This is a genomic window from Micromonospora sp. WMMD714, assembly GCF_029581315.1.
In the GTDB taxonomy this organism is placed as follows: domain Bacteria; phylum Actinomycetota; class Actinomycetes; order Mycobacteriales; family Micromonosporaceae; genus Micromonospora; species Micromonospora rifamycinica.
Genome location: NZ_CP120744.1, coordinates 5,403,879 through 5,420,322, shown reverse-complemented (window position 1 = coordinate 5,420,322; position 16,444 = coordinate 5,403,879). Strand labels below are relative to the sequence as shown.

Sequence of the window (16,444 nt, the reverse complement as noted above, 5' to 3'; positions counted from 1 at the left end):
CCAGTCTAGGCAACCCGACCCCGGTCGGAACACGCCACCACCCACCCCACGGAAGACGGTGACCCTCATGTCCGAACACCATCCGGCCCCGCCACGCACGACGTCCCCCATCGGCAACGACCACCGGCGACGAGCCGCGGTGCTCGGTGCGGCGGGCGACGGATGGATCGACTTCGACCTGCCCGGCGTGGCGATCGGCACCGCCGAGTACCCCGACGGCCCGACCGGCGTCACCGTCCTCAGCATCCCCGGCGGCGCCCGCACCGCCGTCGACAAGCGGGGCGGGGCCGTCGGGGTCAGCGGCGGCTTCCCGTACCACCACGCGTTGTGCTTCGCCGGCGGGTCGAGCTTCGGGCTCGCCGCGGCGTCCGGCGTCTACGACGAACTGCTCCGCCGCACCGGCTACGCGACCGACTTCGGCAGTCTGCCGGTGGTGTCCGGGGCCGTCGTCTACGACTTCACCCCCCGGGACAACGCCATCTACCCGGACGCCCGACTCGGTGCCGACGGACTGCGCGCGGTACGCACCGACCGGGTGGCCGTCGGGAGGGTCGGCGCGGGTGTCGCCGCGACCGTCGGCAAGGTCGACAACACCCGCGCCGAGTGGGGCGGACAGGGCGCGGCCTTCACCCGCATCGGCGCGGCCCGGTTGCTGGTGCTGACGGTGGTGAACGCCATGGGCGTGATCGTCGACCGCGACGGCGACATCGTACGCGGCAACCTCGACCCGGCGACCGGCCGGCGTCGCCACCCGGCCGAGGACTACGCCGAACTGATCGCGGCGGCCACCCCGGACCTCGCGCCCACCGGGGGGAACACCACCCTCACCGCCGTGGTCACCAACGTCCGGATGACCGACACCGAACTCGCCCAGTTCGCCACCCAGGTGCACGGCTCCATGCACCGGGCGATCCAGCCCTTCCACACCATCGCCGACGGCGACACCCTGTTCGCCCTGACGACCGACGAGGTGACGGTGCCCGCCCCGTCGCTCCGGCTGGGCACGGTCGCCGCCGAGCTGGCCTGGGACGCCGTCCTCTCCAGCGTCGACATCCGCACCCGAGGTTGATCCCGCGCCCACCCAGCCCGAGCCGGTCGCCGGCCGCACCGATCAGGGCTCCGGCCGCAGCGGCAGGTCCGCGAGCACCTGCCAGCCCGCACCGGGCAACCGGCCCGCCTCGAACCGGCCGCCGAGCAGCTGCACCCGTTCCCGCATACCGACCAGGCCGTAACCGCCGCCCCCGGACCTCCTCGGCCGGTCAGCGTGCCGTCCGTCGTCACGCACCTGCACGCGGACACGCCCGTCTCCGGCCCGTACCGTCGCGGTGATCTCACGGGCGCCCACGGCATAGCGCCGCGCGTTCGTCACCGACTCCTGGACCAGCCGCAGCACCGTCGTCGCGACCGCCGCCGGCACGGGCTCGGCGAGTTCCACCGCCAACCGGACCGCAGTGGCGTCCCCCGAGGTGACAGCCGCCGCACGCAGGTCGGTGAGGAGGTCCGTGGGCGGCGTCACCGGCTCCCCGTCGACATCCTGCAGCATGGCCACCATCCGCTGCATCGCCGACAGGGCCTCCGCACCGGCACGCTCGATCACCGGCAGCACCCGCGCCGGAGCACCGGGATCCGGCACGGCCACCGCCTGCGCCGCCTGGGCCTGCACCACCATGCCGCCAATGTGGTGGGCCACCACGTCGTGCAGCTCCCGCGCCAGGGCCACCCGCTCACGCAACTGCGTCGCGACCACGACCGCCCGCAGCTCCCGCGCCTGCCGGGCGTCGCGCACCCGCAGAATCCAGCCGGCCACGACGGCCACCACCGGCAGGAGCACCGACCAGCCCAGCTCCTGAGGAGCGCCGGGGTGCTCCGGCCGCAGCACCCCGACCGCCAGGCAGCCGAGCAGGAGCAACCCCACCAGGCCGGCGGCGGTGGACCTGGACGTCCGGCGGACCACCGCGACGATGACGGCCAGGACCGCGACGACCTCGGCAGCCCCCAACCCGCCCGCGGCGGCGGGGACCGCGACACCGGCCAGCCGCAGCACCACCGACCACGCCAGCAGGACCACCACCACACCGACACCCGCGACGACCGGCCACCGCGACGCCAGCAACGCGAGGGCACACACCACGAGGAAACCCGGCAGCTCCCACCGGTCGTCGTACCCCAGCTCGCTCGCCGTCGCCCCGTCCAGCAGCAACGCCAGCGCGAGCAGCCCGGCCAGGGGCCAGTCCCAGGTGATCAGACCTCGCCAGTCGAGCTTCACGCCGCCACCACAGCAGTTCCTCGCGTCGGTCCGAATCCGGGGGAGCCGCCGGTGACAATAGTGCAGCAGCCGTTCCGCGGGCGATGACGACGAACCGTACTGTCTCCGGTGTCCTCCCGGCGAGCGCGGAGGCGCGGCACGGGAGGGTGACGACGGTGGTATCCGCGCGGGTGCTGCGGCAATGGCCGTGGGCTGTTCCACTGGTGGTCCTCGGCCTGCTCGACATCCGGATCCTCGCGGAATCCGACACCGCGCTCTTCGGGTGGACGGTACCGGGCATCGCCCTGATGGCGACCCTGGCGCTGCTGGCACAGGTACGGCCGGTTCCCGGGGCGCTGGGAGCCGCGGCGACCCTCGTCGTCTCGACCGGGGTGCTGCGGGCGGCCGACGCCGAGAACACGGCGGGCCTGGCCGTGACCGAGATCGCCGCCGTGGCGATCGTCATCGTGGCGGTGGTCCGGCGGGTTCCCGGGGTCGCCGCCACCGGTCTCGTCGGGCTGCTCCTGGCCACCAGCACGGTGGCGGCGCAGCTACGACCGCAGCACGCGCCCCCACCGGGGGAGCCGACGCCGGAGCCGTGGTGGAGTCTGTCGCTGTCGGGAATGGCGATGGTGGTGCTGCCCGTGGCGTACGGGTGGTACCTGCGCAGTCGCGACCGGCAACGGGCCCGGACGCGGCAGGCCGCCGTGATCGCGGTGCAACAGCGGGAGCGCCTCGCCCTGGCACGGGAACTCCGCGACGTGGTGACCCACCAGGTCAGGACGATGATGGACCAGGCGCAGAGCGCACAGGAACGCTCCATATCGGACCCCGGTGCGGCACTCGACGCCCTGCCGGTGATCGAACGCTCCGGTATCGAGGCGCTGTCCTCGATGCGGCACCTCGTCGCCGCGCTGCGGGAGGGCGAACCGGGCGAAAGCCGGACGCCGGCACCGCTGACCCGGACCACCGACCTGGCGGCCGACCTGCGGGCCATGTCGTCAGCCGGCAGCCCGCCGGTACGGGTGACGGTCGAGCTGGCCGAACCGGTGGCCGAGGAGGTCGCCACATCGGTGCTGCGCCTCGTACAGGAGTCGGTGTCCAACGCCCGTCGGCACGCGGTCGGGGCACGGCAGGTCGAGGTATCGGTACGGACCGGGCAGGGACACCTCCGGGTCGAGATCCGCGACGACGGGAAGGCGAACCGGCCGATCGGCAGACGTCACAGTGGCTGGGGCGTCGTCGGTAGACGTCACAGTGGCTGGGGCGTCGTCGGTAGACGTCACAGTGGCTGGGGCGTCGTCGGTAGACGTCACAGTGGCTGGGGCGTCGTCGGTAGACGTCACAGTGGCTTCGTCAGTGGACGTCGTGGTGGCTCCGGACTCGTCGGCATGCGGGAGCGGGTGCGTCTGCTCGGCGGCCGGTTCACCGCCGGCCGCACGAGCGGCGGCTGGCAGGTCCTCGCCGACCTGCCGCTCTACCGGGCCGAACCGTAGTCCTGCCCCCGCACGACCCCGGAAGGTGGAGAGTGCTGTTCCCGGCCGCCCGATCGTCCATCGTCGCCGTCCTGGAACCACGGCGTGGCGGGCGCAGGTGGCTCCGGGACAGCGACGCGCGTACCCGTATCATCCCTTCTCGATGATCGGGGATCTCCGTCGGATGCCGACCGGGCGCTGCCAGTGTCCACCGAGAAGCGGCCACGAGGACGGGGACGGTAGCCAGTGCGGGTCTTGATCGCCGATGACCAGGAGCTGATGCGGGTCGGGTTCCGGATGATCCTGGAAGCCCAACCGGACATCACCGTGGTGGCCGACGTCGCCGACGGGCGCGCGGCGGTCGAGGCGGCGCGACGGCTGCGCCCGGACGTGTGCCTGCTGGACATCCGCATGCCGGGCCTGGACGGACTGCAGGTCACCCGGCTGCTCGCCGGCCCCGACGTCACCGACCCGATCGCCGTCGTCGTCATCACCATGTTCGACGACGACGAGTACGTGGACGTCGCCCTGCAGTCCGGCGCGAGCGGGTTCCTGCTCAAGGACTGCGGGCCGGCCCTGCTGGTCGAGGCGGTCCGCGCGGCCGTCCGCGGGGACGTCCTGGTGGCGCCCCAGGTCACCGTCCGGCTGCTGCGCAGTTTCCGGCACCGGCCGCAGATCCGCGCGACCGCGCCGGTGGAGGCCCTGACGGACCGGGAGAACGACGTCGTACGGGCGGTGGCCCGGGGACTGACCAACCAGGAGATCGCGGACCAACTGTTCGTGGCGGTGTCCACCGTCAAGACCCACCTGGCTGCCGCCCAGGCGAAGCTCGGCGTACGCAACCGCGTCGAGGTCGCCTCCTGGGCGTGGCGGGCCGGTCTCGTCGACGCCTGACGGCACCGCATCCGGCCGCGAAGACGCCCGGCCCGCCGTGGCACACCCCTGACCCGTCCAGCCGGGGACAGCACCCCGGTCGTCGGCCCGGTCACCGCAGTGCCGTCGCCTCCACCTTTCGGATGAGGCGCGGCTCCCGATCTCCGCTCAGCGTCGAGCCGACGCCGGCCCGTGGCGGGAAGAGACCGCGGTGTCCGTTCGGCAGTCTCTACGGCATGAACCCGACACCGCGGTACGAGACGAGCCCACCGGGCCACCGGCCTGAACGGCTGGCGTCGTCGGCACTGCCGGTGACACCGGGCACCCGATCCCCCCTCTCCTGAAGGAAAAGCACATGCGCCACACCCGTTCGTTCGTCATGGGGGCCGTCCTCGCCACCGCCGGCCTGCTCACCGCCTGCGCCAGCGGCGAGGACACGTCCGCCGTACCGTCGGGCACGTCCGCACCCGCCACGTCCACGCCGGCCGGAACGCCCTCCGGTACGGCGGTCCCCGCCGAGCCCCCGACCGCGCCGACCTCCGCCGCGCCGACCCGCAGCTCTGCCGCCCCGGCCAAGCCGACGACCAGGGCGAAGGTCACCTCGGACCTGTCCGGGCTGCGCATCACCGGCATCAAGACCGGCAAGAGCGTCCTGATCGACGTCGCCGGCGACGGCGTGGACCGCTTCCTGCAGGCGGGCCAGGGCCAGGTCGACTTCACCGGAACCGACCGGACGGACTCCACCATGATGGCCCTCTACCCGGCCCCGGTGGCGGCGAAGAACCGGGTGCTCATCAAGCCGCCGTTCTGGAACGAGGAGGCCGGCGGTGGTTACTGCGTCGCGGACACCGCCGGTGCCGCGTTGAAGCTGGAGAACTGCCAGGACGGGAAGGCGTCGCAGGTCTGGCGGATCGACCTGGCCGGTGACTCCGGCCTGTTCGAGCTGCACGGCGCGTACGGCGTCATCGGCGTCGAGAACGGCCGCATCACGGCATCCGGCGACGGGGACAAAGGCCTGCAGGTTCTGCCGTACGCCCCCTGACAGCGCTCGACCGGCGGGCCTCCCCGCCGACACCGACCACCTGGACAACAACACGCTTTCGCCGGCACCCCACCGGAACGGCCGGCAACCGGACGACCCGACCTGCCCGCACCAGCAGTCCGCTGCTGCGGAACTCCTCGAAGAGAAGAGAAACCGAACCATGGGATTCACGGCATTCCTCGCGCTGTTCGCAGTGGCCGCATCCGTCGTCGTCTTCGTCGTGACCCGCAAGCGCCTGCGTCTCGCTGCTGCGTTGGGACTGTCGGCGCTCACCTTCCTGGGCATCGCCCTCGCCTCGATCCTGTGGGTGCAGGTGGCCATCAGCGGCATGGACGGCTGACCGCGCAGCTCATCGGCGCCGGCCCGGACTCGGTGCTGCCGTCGCCCGTCGCCTCGCCAGGGGACTCCCCTGTCGAGGCGACGGCCGCATCCTCATCGACCTCGGCGGAACGGGCGAGTGACCGGGTACAGCTGATCGGCTGCTCCGCCGTCGTGGGCGGCGATCGTGCGGTAAAGATGCAGGGCGAAGGCGGTGATCCAGGTCCAGCCGACTCCGATGGTGAGGCGCTGGTACAGGCCGCGGTATCCAGGGACGGCCAGTCCCTGGACGAGCAGGAGCATGGTCACGCCGGCCGCTGCGCTGGCTGTCGCCCAGATCCAGTCGCGACGCCGGGCAGTGTGGACGGCCCAGGCGAAGGTCAGCAGCGGCAGGGACAGAAACACGACACCGCCGGCGGTGTCGTGCGCGGTGCCGCTCCAGGTGTGCCGGGCCTGCCCGGCGACATCGGTGGTGAACAGCCCGGAGGCGATGAGGGCGACACCGAACAGGCCGGTCAGGGCTGCCGCGATCCCGGCGATCGGGTGGGGGCGTAGGGTACGGAGCACCCCGAGGGCGAATACCGCGAACAGTAGGCCGCACACGACAAAGTTGGTGGTCTGGATCCATCCGGTCGGTCCGGTGGCCAGTTCACTGACCGTTTGGCGGACCGGGCGATATCCGGGCTGTGGCGCGCCGCCGACGAGGACCACGCTGACGAACAGCGGACCGGCAGCGGCGCCACATGCGAGGAGCCGTCGGGTGGCGACAGTTTCCTTCATTGCCCTATTGGGCGTGTGACACCCCGATCCGCGGTAGCGGCAGCCGTCGGTCGCCCGGGGCCGATGGTGGGGATTCCGGACCTACTTTCGTCGGTGCGGCCGGGACGGGTTCCCGGTTCCGGCCTACCGTGGTCGCGTGGTGAGGGCGAACGGGAGTGGGCCGGAGCCGGTCACGGAGCGGGGTGACCCGCCGAGGCGGCGGTCGGTCGACGCGGTGGTGGTGGCGGTCGCGTTGCTCTCCGGACCGGTGGTGCTGGCCGGGTCGACCGCCTCCCTCCGGATCGGCGACAGCCGCACAGCGGTGGTCTTCGCGGCGGCGGCCGGCGCGCTGTGGTGGCGCCGGAACGCGCCGGTGGCGGTGGCCTGGTTCGCCTTCGCCTGCAGCGCCGTCCTGGTCGCCGTCGAGACCATCGGCGGGGGCGGACCGATCCGGCCGGACGACAACACCGTCGTGTTCCTCACCACCGCCGCCCCGTTCGCGGCCTACGCGGTCGCCGTGTACGCCGCGCGTCGCGTCTCGGGCTGGGCGGCGGTGGTCGCTCTCCTGGTCGCGGCCACGGCACCGTGGCCGCTCTCGTGGCTACGGCTCCGCTCCGGCCTGGTGTTGCTCGGTGTGCCGGTCCTCCTCGGCCTGTACCTGGCGGCGCGGCGCCGCACGGTCGACATGCTGCGCGAGCGGGCACGGTGGGCCGAGGCCGACCGGCATGCGGAGGCCGAGCGGGCCGTCGCAGACGAACGTGCCCGGCTCACCGTCGACCTGCACGACGTCGTGACGCATCAGGTCAGCCTGATCGTGCTGGAGGCCGGCGCGCTCGGGCTCACCACCACCGACCAGGCGACCCGGGTCGCCGCCGAGCGGATTCGGGAGGCCGGTTGCACCGCCCTCGACGACCTCCGCGACCTGGTCCGGGTCCTACCCGAGCAGCCACCTGCCCGGGAACCGGTGCCGGTACCGCTGCCGGACCTACGACCACTGGTAGGCCCGGCGGCCCTGACGGTGACCGGCACCCCGGTTCCGGTGTCCCCGGCGGTCGGCCAGGCGGTGGTCCGGGTCGTCCAGGAAGCGCTGACCAACGTGAGGAAACACGCGCCCGGTGCCCGCGTCGAGGTCGGGGTGCGGTACGAGGGCGGCCATGTACGGATCGTCGTCCGCAACGGAGTGGGCCGGTCGGCGGCGGACGCACGGCTGGCCGCTTCGGGGTCGAGGACAGGGCTGCACGGACTGCGGCGTCGGGTCGAACTGCTCGGCGGCACGTTCGCCGCCGGCCCCGGACCTCAGGGCGGCTTCACGGTGCGGGCGCTGCTGCCCGGCGTACCGGACGGCGGGTCGTCGTGATCCGGGTCGTGGTGGCCGACGACGACCCGATGGTCGGCGCACACCTGCGGACAATCCTGGCGAGCGCCGGCGACATCGAGGTCGTCGACACCGTGACGGACGGGGCCGCAGCGGTCGAGGCCGCCATCCGGCACCGGCCGGACCTGGTTCTGATGGACCTTCGCATGCCCGGCGTCAACGGACTGGTCGCCACCGACCAGATCACCGCCCTGAATCCGCCCCCGGTCGTGGTGGCGCTGACCACGTTCACCGCCGACCGGTACGTGGCCGCCGCGCTGCGCGCGGGAGCCGACGGCTACGTACTCAAGACCACGCCGCCGCGCGAGTTCGCCGACCTCATCCGTACCGCCGCCGCCGGCCACACGGTCCTGCCGCCCGGCGCGGCCCGGGTCCTGCTGCCGCCCGTCCCGCCGGTGACGCTGCCGGACGGCCTGTCCGAACGGGACCGCGAGATCCTGACCGGCCTGGGCCACGGCCTGACCAACGCCCAGTTGGCGACCCGACTGCACCTCACCGAAGCCACCGTCAAGGGGTACGTCTCGCGAGTCCTGGCCCAACTCGGCTGCACCAACCGGACCGAGGCCGCCCTCCTCGCCCAGCGCGCCGGACTCGTCAGGTACGAATGACCCGAACCCGGCGGCACCGGAGGACAACGCTCGTCCGCGCACAGGTGTACCGCCACGTCGTGCAGGCGGGCCGATGATCGTGTCAGCGGGCTCCGGTTGACCCTGACACGGTGTCAGGGGCTTCACTGCGTCGGGGAGGTGGTCTCCGATGACCAGACAGGAAACGGACACGGCGCGGGCGCTACGGGGGTTGGCCAGTGGTGACCCGTCGGTGCGGCTGCGGGCCGCGCTGGCGATCGGCACCGCCCCGGACCCGGCGCTCGTCGACCCGCTCGTCGACCGCTGCGCGACCGAACCGGACTTCTCGGTCCGCGAGATGCTGACCTGGGCGCTCACCCGTCACCCGCCGGAGGCGACGGTGCCCCGGCTCGTCGCCGCCCTCGGGTCGACCGGCACCCAGGCCCGCAGTCAGGCGTTGCACACGCTGTCCAAGATCGGGGACCGGCGGGCCTGGCCGGCGATCACCCGGGCTCTGCTGACCGACCCCGACGACGAGGCGGCGCGCAGCGCCTGGCGGGCGGCGGTCGCCCTGGTGCCCGAGGGCGCGGAACCCGGGTTGGCCGCGGTACTGGCCACCCAGCTCGGGCGGGGTGACCGGGCGACGCAGCTGAGCCTCAGCCGGGCGATGGCCGCGCTCGGCGAGGTCGCCGCGCCGCTGCTGCACACTGCCGGGACGGACCCGGATCCCCGGGTACGCGCGCACGCGGTCGCCACCCAGCGGCTGGCGCGCGACCCGGACGCCGGATTCGCGTTCTCCCTCGCGGAGGCGACGCGCGTCGCGGCGCTCGGCGAGGCCAGCGGGCAGGGGTGAAGCGGTGCTGATCGGTGAGGTGTCACGACGCTGCGGCGTGAGCGTCCGGATGCTCCGGCACTACGAGTCGCTCGGCCTGCTCCGACCGACCGGCCGTACCGGCGTCGGCTACCGCGAGTACTCCGGCGCGGACCTCCGACGGATCTTCCACATCGAGAGCCTGCGCTCGCTGGGGCTGCCGCTGCGGGCGGTGGGCCGGGCGCTCGACGATCCCGCCTTCACCCCGGCGGAACTCGTCGACGACCTCATCCGGCAGACGCAGGCGCGCATCACCGCGGAACGGGAGCTGCTCACCCGCCTACGGCGGATCGACGCCGCCGACCCCGCCGACTGGCAGGACGTCCTCCAGGTCGTCGCGCTCCTGCGGGACCTGGGCTCACCGCGCGCGGACCAGCGTCAACGCGCCGCGTTGGCCTCCGCCGGCGAGGTCCCGGTGCCGGTGGAGGCGCTGGTCGCGGCGGCGCTGGACGAGTCCGACCCGAACGTCGCCGGGGCACTGCGCTGGGCGCTCGCCCACGCGGGCGTCGACGCCCTGCCCCTGCTGGCGGACGGGCTCGACGCCCCCGGTGCCGAGGTGCGGGAACGGGCCGTCCGGGCCATCGTCGAGATCCCGGGCGGGGAGGCCACCACGCTGCTCCGCGACGCCCTGCGCCACCCGGATCCCGTGGTCGGCAGGCACGCGGCGCTGGCCCTCGGAACCCGTGGCGAACCCGACGCCGTGCCGACGCTCATCGACATGATCGTCGCGGAGGTGAACGACGTCGACGCCGCCGACGCGCTGGGCGCGCTGGCCACCGATCCCGCCACGGCACAGCGGATCGCCGCACGCCTGATCGAGCTGCTCACCCCGGGCCACCTCGGGGCGTCGGCACGCGGCCGGCTGACCCAGGCGCTCGCCGGCATCCCGGGGGACACCACCTCCCGGGCACTGGCCGGCCTGACCGGGGACGACGACCGGGCCGTCGCGCTCACCGCCCGCTACCTGCTCACCCTCCGCACCACCCCCGACGGCCGCTGAGCGCCGGCCGCCGACCCGGCCACCGCAGGCGCCGGCGACCGGCCCGGCGCCGGACGGCCCGGCGACCCGCTCACCGCCCGCGGCGGTGCCGGACGATCAGCGTTCCCGCGCAGAACACGGCCACCAGGCCGCACGCCGACCCGATCCACGGATGGTCCACCGCGGTCGTCAGCACCACGTTGGCCGCCACACTGGCGAACAGGACCAGCCACAGCAGCGGGCGGAGCCGGTCGGCCGCCGGCTGCGGCGGGGCGACCGGAGCGTCGGCGACACGGGTCGAATCGATCATGGTTGCCTCCTCGGACGAACGAACATCGACCCGTCCGACGGTAGGCGCGGGCACGGGCCGAGGACGATCCCGCCAGCGCCACCAACCGGGGTACAGCAGGCGGTACTTTCCGCGCCGGCCGCTGCCGCCCGGGACCACGGTGGCCTATGTTGGCGCCGGGAGGTCTGGCGATGACGCACCTGCGGGACCGGGCACGTGCCGCGGTCGACGCCCTCGAACACCTCGTCGGTGGGCTCGGTACCGCACTGCTGGCGTTGGCCGCGCTGCTCTGGACGGTGTTCGTGGCGACGGCCTGCCTGGTCTGGGTGGGGCTGCCGGCGGCACCCGGCGCGCTGCGGACGGTCCGCGCGGTGGCCGACCGCGAGCGCGCCCGACTGTCCCGCTGGGGCACGCCGATCCCCACCCCGGGTCCGGTGCCGACCGCGCTGCCCGTGGCGGTACGCGACCCGTTCGTCCGTCGCGAACTCGGCTGGGTCGCCCTGCACGCGGTCACCGGCCTGTTCAGCGGACTGATCGGCCTGGCCCTGCCGCTCTACGCCGTGCAGGACATCACGTTCCCGCTGTGGTACCGGCTGCTCCCGGCCGAGGCCGGCGCACCGGGGATCGTCTGGTGGCGCATCGACGGGCTGGCCGAAGCGCTCCTGGTCGGCCTGCTCGGGCTGGGCTGGCTGGCCGCCACGGTCACGGTCGGCCCGGCCCTCGCCCGCCTCCAGGCCCGGCCGGGCCGGTGGCTGCTGCCCCCGCCGCCGGGCATCGACCTGTCGTTGCGGGTCGCCGAGCTGACCGCGACCCGGGCCGCGGCGCTCGACGCCCACGCGGTCGAACTGCGCCGCATCGAACGGTCCCTGCACGACGGTACGCAGAACCGGCTGGTCGCGGTCAACGTGCTGCTGGGAGCGGCCCGCCGGGCGGTCCGACGAGACCCCGACCAGGCCGACGAGATCCTCGGGCGGGCACAGGACGCGGCCGAGCAGGCCCTCGGCGAACTCCGTACGGTGGTGCGCGGCATCCTGCCACCCGTACTGGACGACCGGGGTCTCGCCGGAGCCCTGGCCGGACTGGCCGGCGACTGTGCGGTGCCCTGCCGGCTCACCGTCGACGTGCCGGTACGCTGTGCCGCCTCGGTCGAGGCCACCGCCTACTTCGTGGTGGCCGAGGCGTTGACCAACGTGGTCCGGCACAGTGGTGCCGGCCGGGTCGACGTGACCGTCCGCCGGGAGCGGGGTCGGCTGCTGGTCACCGTCGAGGACGACGGACACGGCGACGCCGACGAGACCCGCGGCTCCGGGCTGACCGGCATCCGTCGGCGGGTCGGGGCGTACGACGGCCGGATGACCCTGACCAGCCCTGCGGGAGGGCCGACGAGACTGGAGGTGGAGCTGCCGTGCGGATCGTGATCGCCGAGGACGACCCACTGCTGCGGGAGGGGCTGGCCCTGCTGCTGCGGGCGGAGGACCTGGACGTGGTCGCCACGGCGGGCACCCCGGGGGAGTTCCTGACCGCCGTCGACACCCACACGCCGGACGTGGCGATCGTGGACGTGCGGATGCCACCCACGCACACCGACGAGGGCATCGTGGCCGCGGTGGAGGCCCGCCGCCGCCAGCCCGGCCTCGCGGTGCTGGTCCTCTCGGCCTACGTGGAACAGGCGTTCGCCACCGACCTGTTCTCGGTCGGCGCGGTCGGACTCGGCTACCTGCTGAAGGAACGGGTCGGCCGGGTCGAGGAGTTCCTCGCCGCGCTGCACCGGGTCGCCGCCGGCGGCAGCGTCATCGACCCGGAAGTGGTCGGGCAGCTGCTGGCCCGCCACCGCCGACCGGACACCGCACTGAGCGAGCTGTCACCGCGCGAGCGTGAGGTGCTGGGGCTGATGGCCGAGGGCCTCGGCAACTCCGCGATCGCCGAACGGCTGTTCGTCACCGACGGCGCGGTGCACAAGCACATCCGCAGCATCTTCGCCAAGCTCCAGCTGCCCCCGGACGACCGGGTCGACCGCCGGGTCACCGCGGTGCTGCGCCATCTCGGCGGCGGCCGGGGGTAGCGCCCGCGGTAGAACCTGACGGCGGCGCGTTCTGTCGGGGGTGTCGCCTAGGCTGGCCGGATGATCGACCGGCGGCAGGTGCTGCACTTCCGCGTCCAGGCACAGCAGCTCGACCGGGCCGGGGGCACGCTCGCCGACACCGCGGTCCTCGACATCGGGGCGCAGGACACCGGCCCCGACGGCGGCCGGTGGGCGCTGGCCGTGCGCGGGCTCGACCTACCGGAATCGTCCCTGGCGGACCTGGTCCTGCTCTGGACCGTGCGCGGTGCGCCACACCTCTACCGACGCGCCGACGTGAACGAGGTGGCGGCGGCGGTCGCGCCGTACTCCGACGCCGACGCGAGCAAACGCATCTACGACGCCGCCAAGCCGTTGAAGGCGGCCGGCATCGGCACCCTGGCCGCCCTCGACGAGGTGGCCGCCCGGCTGCGGGACGTCGTCACCACACCGACGGTCAAGGGGGACGCCTCCGGCCGGTTGGCCGAGCTACTGCCCCAGCCCTACCTGCGGTTCTGCCGCCCCTGCGCCGCCACCCATCTCTACGAGATGCCGTTCCGGCTGGCCGCCGTGCGGGCCGGGCTGGAGCTGCGCCCCGGCACCTCACCACCGGTCCTGCAACGCATCCCCGGATTCACCAGGGCCGCCATCTCGGGCGACCGCTTCGACCTGATCCGCGCCTACCTGCGGCTGCTCGGCCCGGCCACCCCCCAGCAGGTGGCCGACTATCTCGACGCCCCGGTCAGGGAGGTGAAGGCCCGCTGGCCCGAGGACGTGGCCGAGGTGCAGGTCGACGGAGCGGCCCGCTGGGTGCTGGCCGCCGACGAACCGGCCCTCGCCTCCTGCGACGACACCACGGCCGTCCGCCTGCTCGGCCCGTACGACCTGTTCCTCCAGGCCAGGGACCGGGCCACCCTGGTGCCGGAGCCGGCCCAGGCCAAGGAGCTGTGGCCGGTGCTGGGCCGGCCGGGTGCCGTCCTGGCCGGTGGCGAGCTGGTCGGCACCTGGCGTCCCCGCAAGTCCGGCCGGACGATGACGCTCGCCGTCCGGCCGTGGCGCACCCTGTCCGCCGCCACCCGCGACAGCATCGTCGCGCAGGCCCGACGTCTCGCCGCGCACCGGGGCGTCTCCCGGGTCGACGTCGACGTCGACGCCTGACCGGCGGCTTGACACCGGTCCACGACGGTGGGGGAGGATGCGGCGTGCGGGTACCACTCTCCACGCCACCCACCATTCCCGCCGGGGCGCTCGCCGCCGGCCCGCAGCCGACCCTCACCGCGCCGGGTGACCTCGTCCTGCGCCCCTGGGAACCACCCGACGCCCCGGCGTTCCTGGCCGCCTACCAGGATCCGGAGATCCGGCACTGGCACGCCCGTCATCCCGCCTCCGAGAGCCAGGTCCGGGAGTGGTTCGTGGAGTACCACCAGGCCTGGGCACGGGAGACCGGCGCCAGCTGGGCGGTGACCCGGGGCGGCGGCGAGGTGCTCGGGCGGATCGCGCTGACCAGCATGGACCTCGACGACGGTGTCGCCGGGTGTGCGTACTGGGTGCTGCCCGCCGCCCGGCGGGCGGGGGTCGCCTCCCGGGCGTTGACGGCGCTCGGCGGCTGGGCGCTGGACAGGGCGGGCTTCCACCGTCTGCACCTGGACCACTCGACCCGCAATGCCGCGTCCTGCCGGACCGCGCTGCGGGCCGGGTTCCTGCTGGAGGGCACCAAGCGCAGCGACGCCGTCCATCCCGACGGCCGGCACGACATGCATCTGCACGCCCGGATCCGGGGCGACCGACCACCCACCTGACACCGGCACCCGCCCAGGGCCACCGGTCGGTCAGAGCCAGCCGTTGGCGCGCGCGGTCCGGGCCGCCTCGATCCGGTTGCGGGTACCCGTCTTGCCGATCGCCGCCGACAGGTAGTTGCGGACGGTGCTCTCCGACAGGTGCAGCCGGGCCGCCACGTCGGCGACCGTGGCGCCGTCCACCGCGGCGACGAGCACCTCCCGTTCCCGGTCGGTCAGCGGGTTCGGGCCGGCGGCCAGCGCCGCCGCCGCCAGTGCCGGGTCGATCACCCGCTCGCCGGCCAGCACCCGGCGGACCGCCACCGCCAGCTCCTCAACCGGCCCGTCCTTGACCAGGAAACCCCGCGCCCCGGCCTCCATCGCCCGACGTAGGTAGCCGGGCCGGCCGAACGTGGTGAGGATCAGGACCCGGCAGGAGGGGAGCCGGTGCCGCAGCGCCGCCGCGGTGTCCAGCCCACTGCCGTCGGGCATCTCGATGTCCAACAGGGCCACGTCGGGGCGGACCCGCAGGGCCGCCGCCAGCGCGGCGGTGCCGGTGCCGGCCTCGGCCACCACCTCCAGGTCGGGTTCGAGGCTGAGCAGCAGAGCCAACGCGCCGCGCATCATGCCCTGGTCCTCGGCGAGCAGCAGCCGGATCATTCGGGTGCCGACCCGTTCGCGCCGGTGGGGATCCGGGCGGTGAGCCGCGTGCCGCCGCCCCGCCCGGCGGTGACGTCCAGCTCCCCGCCGGCCCGCGCCAACCGTTCGGTGAGGCCCCGCAGGCCGTTGCCCGGCGCGATCCGGCCACCGACGCCGTCGTCGTCGATGGTCAGCACCGACCCGTCGGCGTCGGTGTGCACCTCGATCGCGCACCGGGACGCCCGGCTGTGCCGCAGTACGTTGGTCACCCCCTCGCGCAGCACCCAGCCGAACGCGTCGTCCGCCTCCACCGGCAGCGGCCGACCGGGCTGCCGCACGGTGACGGTGACGCCCCCGCCGGCCAGGGCGGTCCGGGCGCCGTCCAGTTCCCGACCGAAGCTGTGGTCCCGGTAACCGGTGACCGCCTCGCGGACCTCGGTGAGCGCGGTGCGGCCGATCCGTTCGATGTCGGCGGCCTCCGCGGCCGCCCGTGCCGGATCGGTCGGGGCGAGCCGCCGCACCACCTCCGCCTTCACCACCACCAGGGACAGCGTGTGACCGAGCAGGTCGTGCAGGTCCCGGGCGAACCGGAGCCGTTCCTGCTCGACCGCCCTGCGGGCCAGCTCCTGCTGGGTACTGCGCAGCTCCTCCACCAGCCGGGCCGTCCGGGCGAACGCCAGGGTCAGGGTGCCGGCGAGCACCGTGATCAGCGCCGACCCGGTGGTGTCGCCGGCCGGCACCCGGTGCACCGCCCCGATCACCAGGACGGCGGCGGCACTGCCCCCCACCCAGGCGAACCCCCGGATCGGCTGGACCAGCCCGACCGCCCCGGCCGTCGCGACGTACACCAGCAGGATCAGCCAGCCCTCCGGGCCACCGGCGTACGCGCCCGCGAGGCCGACCCCGAGCGCCGCGAACACCACCAGGCCGAGGTGGGACAGCAGCGGCGGCACCGCCAGGTCGGCCACCGGGACCGCCACCAGGGCGAGGTAGAGCAGGGCGAAGGTGCCCAGCCCGGTGGCCGCGACCGCCGTCGGGCGTACCTGCCCGTGGGCGACCGCGCTGGCCGGTGGCAGCAGCAGCCAGAACCAGAGCGTATGCGAGGCCACCAGCAGCAGTCCGCGCCGGTGGGGGCCGCGGCCGGTGGCGGGGGCCGCGCTGGGGGCGCCGGGCATGGTC

At 74.2% G+C, this 16,444-nt stretch carries 18 protein-coding genes; 13 read left to right on the top strand and 5 right to left on the bottom strand.

Going from position 1 to position 16,444, the window contains the following annotated elements:
- Positions 1-67 precede the first annotated feature (67 nt).
- Positions 68-1,069, top strand: a complete 1,002-nt coding sequence (locus tag O7625_RS23105; protein WP_282341473.1) for a P1 family peptidase — start codon at positions 68-70, stop codon at positions 1,067-1,069.
- Between the two features lie 42 nt (positions 1,070-1,111).
- Here the strand turns inward: O7625_RS23105 and O7625_RS23100 are convergent, their stop codons facing one another.
- The gene (locus O7625_RS23100) at positions 1,112-2,266 is read right to left on the bottom strand and encodes a histidine kinase (RefSeq protein WP_282341471.1); all 1,155 of its coding nucleotides are present in this window, start codon (positions 2,264-2,266) and stop codon (positions 1,112-1,114) included.
- A 155-nt stretch (positions 2,267-2,421) separates the two neighbouring features.
- Between O7625_RS23100 and O7625_RS23095 the strand changes: the two genes are divergently transcribed.
- From O7625_RS23095 to O7625_RS23080, 4 genes are all read left to right on the top strand, one after another.
- Positions 2,422-3,741, top strand: a complete 1,320-nt coding sequence (locus tag O7625_RS23095) for an ATP-binding protein (RefSeq protein ID WP_282341469.1) — start codon at positions 2,422-2,424, stop codon at positions 3,739-3,741.
- Between the two features lie 225 nt (positions 3,742-3,966).
- Positions 3,967-4,614, top strand: a complete 648-nt coding sequence (locus tag O7625_RS23090) for a response regulator transcription factor (RefSeq protein ID WP_282341467.1) — start codon at positions 3,967-3,969, stop codon at positions 4,612-4,614.
- Between the two features lie 334 nt (positions 4,615-4,948).
- Positions 4,949-5,635, top strand: coding sequence for a hypothetical protein (locus tag O7625_RS23085; RefSeq protein ID WP_282341465.1), 687 nt, complete (start codon positions 4,949-4,951; stop codon positions 5,633-5,635).
- A gap of 160 nt (positions 5,636-5,795) precedes the next feature.
- Entirely contained in the window at positions 5,796-5,975 is a 180-nt protein-coding gene (locus O7625_RS23080; protein WP_282341463.1) for a hypothetical protein, read from the top strand.
- Positions 5,976-6,067: 92 nt separating this feature from the next.
- Here the strand turns inward: O7625_RS23080 and O7625_RS23075 are convergent, their stop codons facing one another.
- Positions 6,068-6,733: a DUF998 domain-containing protein gene (locus tag O7625_RS23075; RefSeq protein WP_282341461.1), complete on the bottom strand. Its 666-nt coding sequence runs from the start codon at positions 6,731-6,733 to the stop codon at positions 6,068-6,070.
- 136 nt (positions 6,734-6,869) lie between these two features.
- Here O7625_RS23075 and O7625_RS23070 point away from each other — a divergent pair, with 136 nt between their 5' ends.
- The 4 genes from O7625_RS23070 (at position 6,870) to O7625_RS23055 (ending at position 10,524) form a co-directional block, all read left to right on the top strand.
- A complete protein-coding gene (locus O7625_RS23070; RefSeq protein ID WP_282341459.1) occupies positions 6,870-8,069 on the top strand; it encodes an ATP-binding protein in 1,200 nt (399 codons plus the stop codon).
- A complete protein-coding gene (locus O7625_RS23065; protein ID WP_282341457.1) occupies positions 8,066-8,695 on the top strand; it encodes a response regulator transcription factor in 630 nt (209 codons plus the stop codon). Before O7625_RS23070 ends, O7625_RS23065 begins: the two co-directional genes overlap by 4 nt.
- A gap of 148 nt (positions 8,696-8,843) precedes the next feature.
- Entirely contained in the window at positions 8,844-9,506 is a 663-nt protein-coding gene (locus O7625_RS23060; protein ID WP_282341455.1) for a HEAT repeat domain-containing protein, read from the top strand.
- Positions 9,507-9,510: 4 nt separating this feature from the next.
- Positions 9,511-10,524, top strand: coding sequence for a HEAT repeat domain-containing protein (locus tag O7625_RS23055; RefSeq protein WP_282341453.1), 1,014 nt, complete (start codon positions 9,511-9,513; stop codon positions 10,522-10,524).
- 70 nt (positions 10,525-10,594) lie between these two features.
- Here O7625_RS23055 and O7625_RS23050 read toward each other — a convergent pair whose 3' ends face one another.
- Positions 10,595-10,813, bottom strand: coding sequence for a hypothetical protein (locus O7625_RS23050; protein WP_067313666.1), 219 nt, complete (start codon positions 10,811-10,813; stop codon positions 10,595-10,597).
- A 170-nt stretch (positions 10,814-10,983) separates the two neighbouring features.
- Here O7625_RS23050 and O7625_RS23045 point away from each other — a divergent pair, with 170 nt between their 5' ends.
- From O7625_RS23045 to O7625_RS23030, 4 genes are read left to right on the top strand one after another with little or no spacing between them, the layout of a single operon-like run.
- The gene (locus O7625_RS23045; RefSeq protein ID WP_282341451.1) at positions 10,984-12,210 is read left to right on the top strand and encodes a sensor histidine kinase; all 1,227 of its coding nucleotides are present in this window, start codon (positions 10,984-10,986) and stop codon (positions 12,208-12,210) included.
- Positions 12,198-12,854, top strand: a complete 657-nt coding sequence (locus tag O7625_RS23040) for a response regulator transcription factor (RefSeq protein WP_282341449.1) — start codon at positions 12,198-12,200, stop codon at positions 12,852-12,854. Before O7625_RS23045 ends, O7625_RS23040 begins: the two co-directional genes overlap by 13 nt.
- Before the next feature lie 60 nt (positions 12,855-12,914).
- Entirely contained in the window at positions 12,915-14,009 is a 1,095-nt protein-coding gene (locus O7625_RS23035) for a winged helix DNA-binding domain-containing protein (RefSeq protein WP_282341447.1), read from the top strand.
- 44 nt (positions 14,010-14,053) lie between these two features.
- On the top strand, positions 14,054-14,650 hold the full coding sequence (locus O7625_RS23030) for a GNAT family N-acetyltransferase (protein ID WP_282341445.1): 597 nt from the start codon (positions 14,054-14,056) through the stop codon (positions 14,648-14,650).
- Between the two features lie 30 nt (positions 14,651-14,680).
- Here O7625_RS23030 and O7625_RS23025 read toward each other — a convergent pair whose 3' ends face one another.
- Positions 14,681-15,286, bottom strand: a complete 606-nt coding sequence (locus O7625_RS23025) for a response regulator transcription factor (RefSeq protein WP_282341443.1) — start codon at positions 15,284-15,286, stop codon at positions 14,681-14,683.
- Complete coding sequence (locus tag O7625_RS23020; protein WP_282341441.1) at positions 15,283-16,440, bottom strand: sensor histidine kinase; 1,158 nt, start codon at positions 16,438-16,440, stop codon at positions 15,283-15,285. Before O7625_RS23020 ends, O7625_RS23025 begins: the two co-directional genes overlap by 4 nt.
- Between the last annotated feature and the right edge of the window lie 4 nt (positions 16,441-16,444).

Coding starts and splice junctions, on each gene's coding strand:
- O7625_RS23105 (WP_282341473.1), top strand. CDS start 68: ATGTCCGAACACCATCCGGCCCCGCCACGCACGACGTCCCCCATCGGC.
- O7625_RS23085 (WP_282341465.1), top strand. CDS start 4,949: ATGCGCCACACCCGTTCGTTCGTCATGGGGGCCGTCCTCGCCACCGCC.
- O7625_RS23080 (WP_282341463.1), top strand. CDS start 5,796: ATGGGATTCACGGCATTCCTCGCGCTGTTCGCAGTGGCCGCATCCGTC.
- O7625_RS23075 (WP_282341461.1), bottom strand. CDS start 6,733: ATGAAGGAAACTGTCGCCACCCGACGGCTCCTCGCATGTGGCGCCGCT.
- O7625_RS23060 (WP_282341455.1), top strand. CDS start 8,844: ATGACCAGACAGGAAACGGACACGGCGCGGGCGCTACGGGGGTTGGCC.
- O7625_RS23050 (WP_067313666.1), bottom strand. CDS start 10,813: ATGATCGATTCGACCCGTGTCGCCGACGCTCCGGTCGCCCCGCCGCAG.
- O7625_RS23045 (WP_282341451.1), top strand. CDS start 10,984: ATGACGCACCTGCGGGACCGGGCACGTGCCGCGGTCGACGCCCTCGAA.
- O7625_RS23035 (WP_282341447.1), top strand. CDS start 12,915: ATGATCGACCGGCGGCAGGTGCTGCACTTCCGCGTCCAGGCACAGCAG.
- O7625_RS23025 (WP_282341443.1), bottom strand. CDS start 15,286: ATGATCCGGCTGCTGCTCGCCGAGGACCAGGGCATGATGCGCGGCGCG.
- O7625_RS23020 (WP_282341441.1), bottom strand. CDS start 16,440: ATGCCCGGCGCCCCCAGCGCGGCCCCCGCCACCGGCCGCGGCCCCCAC.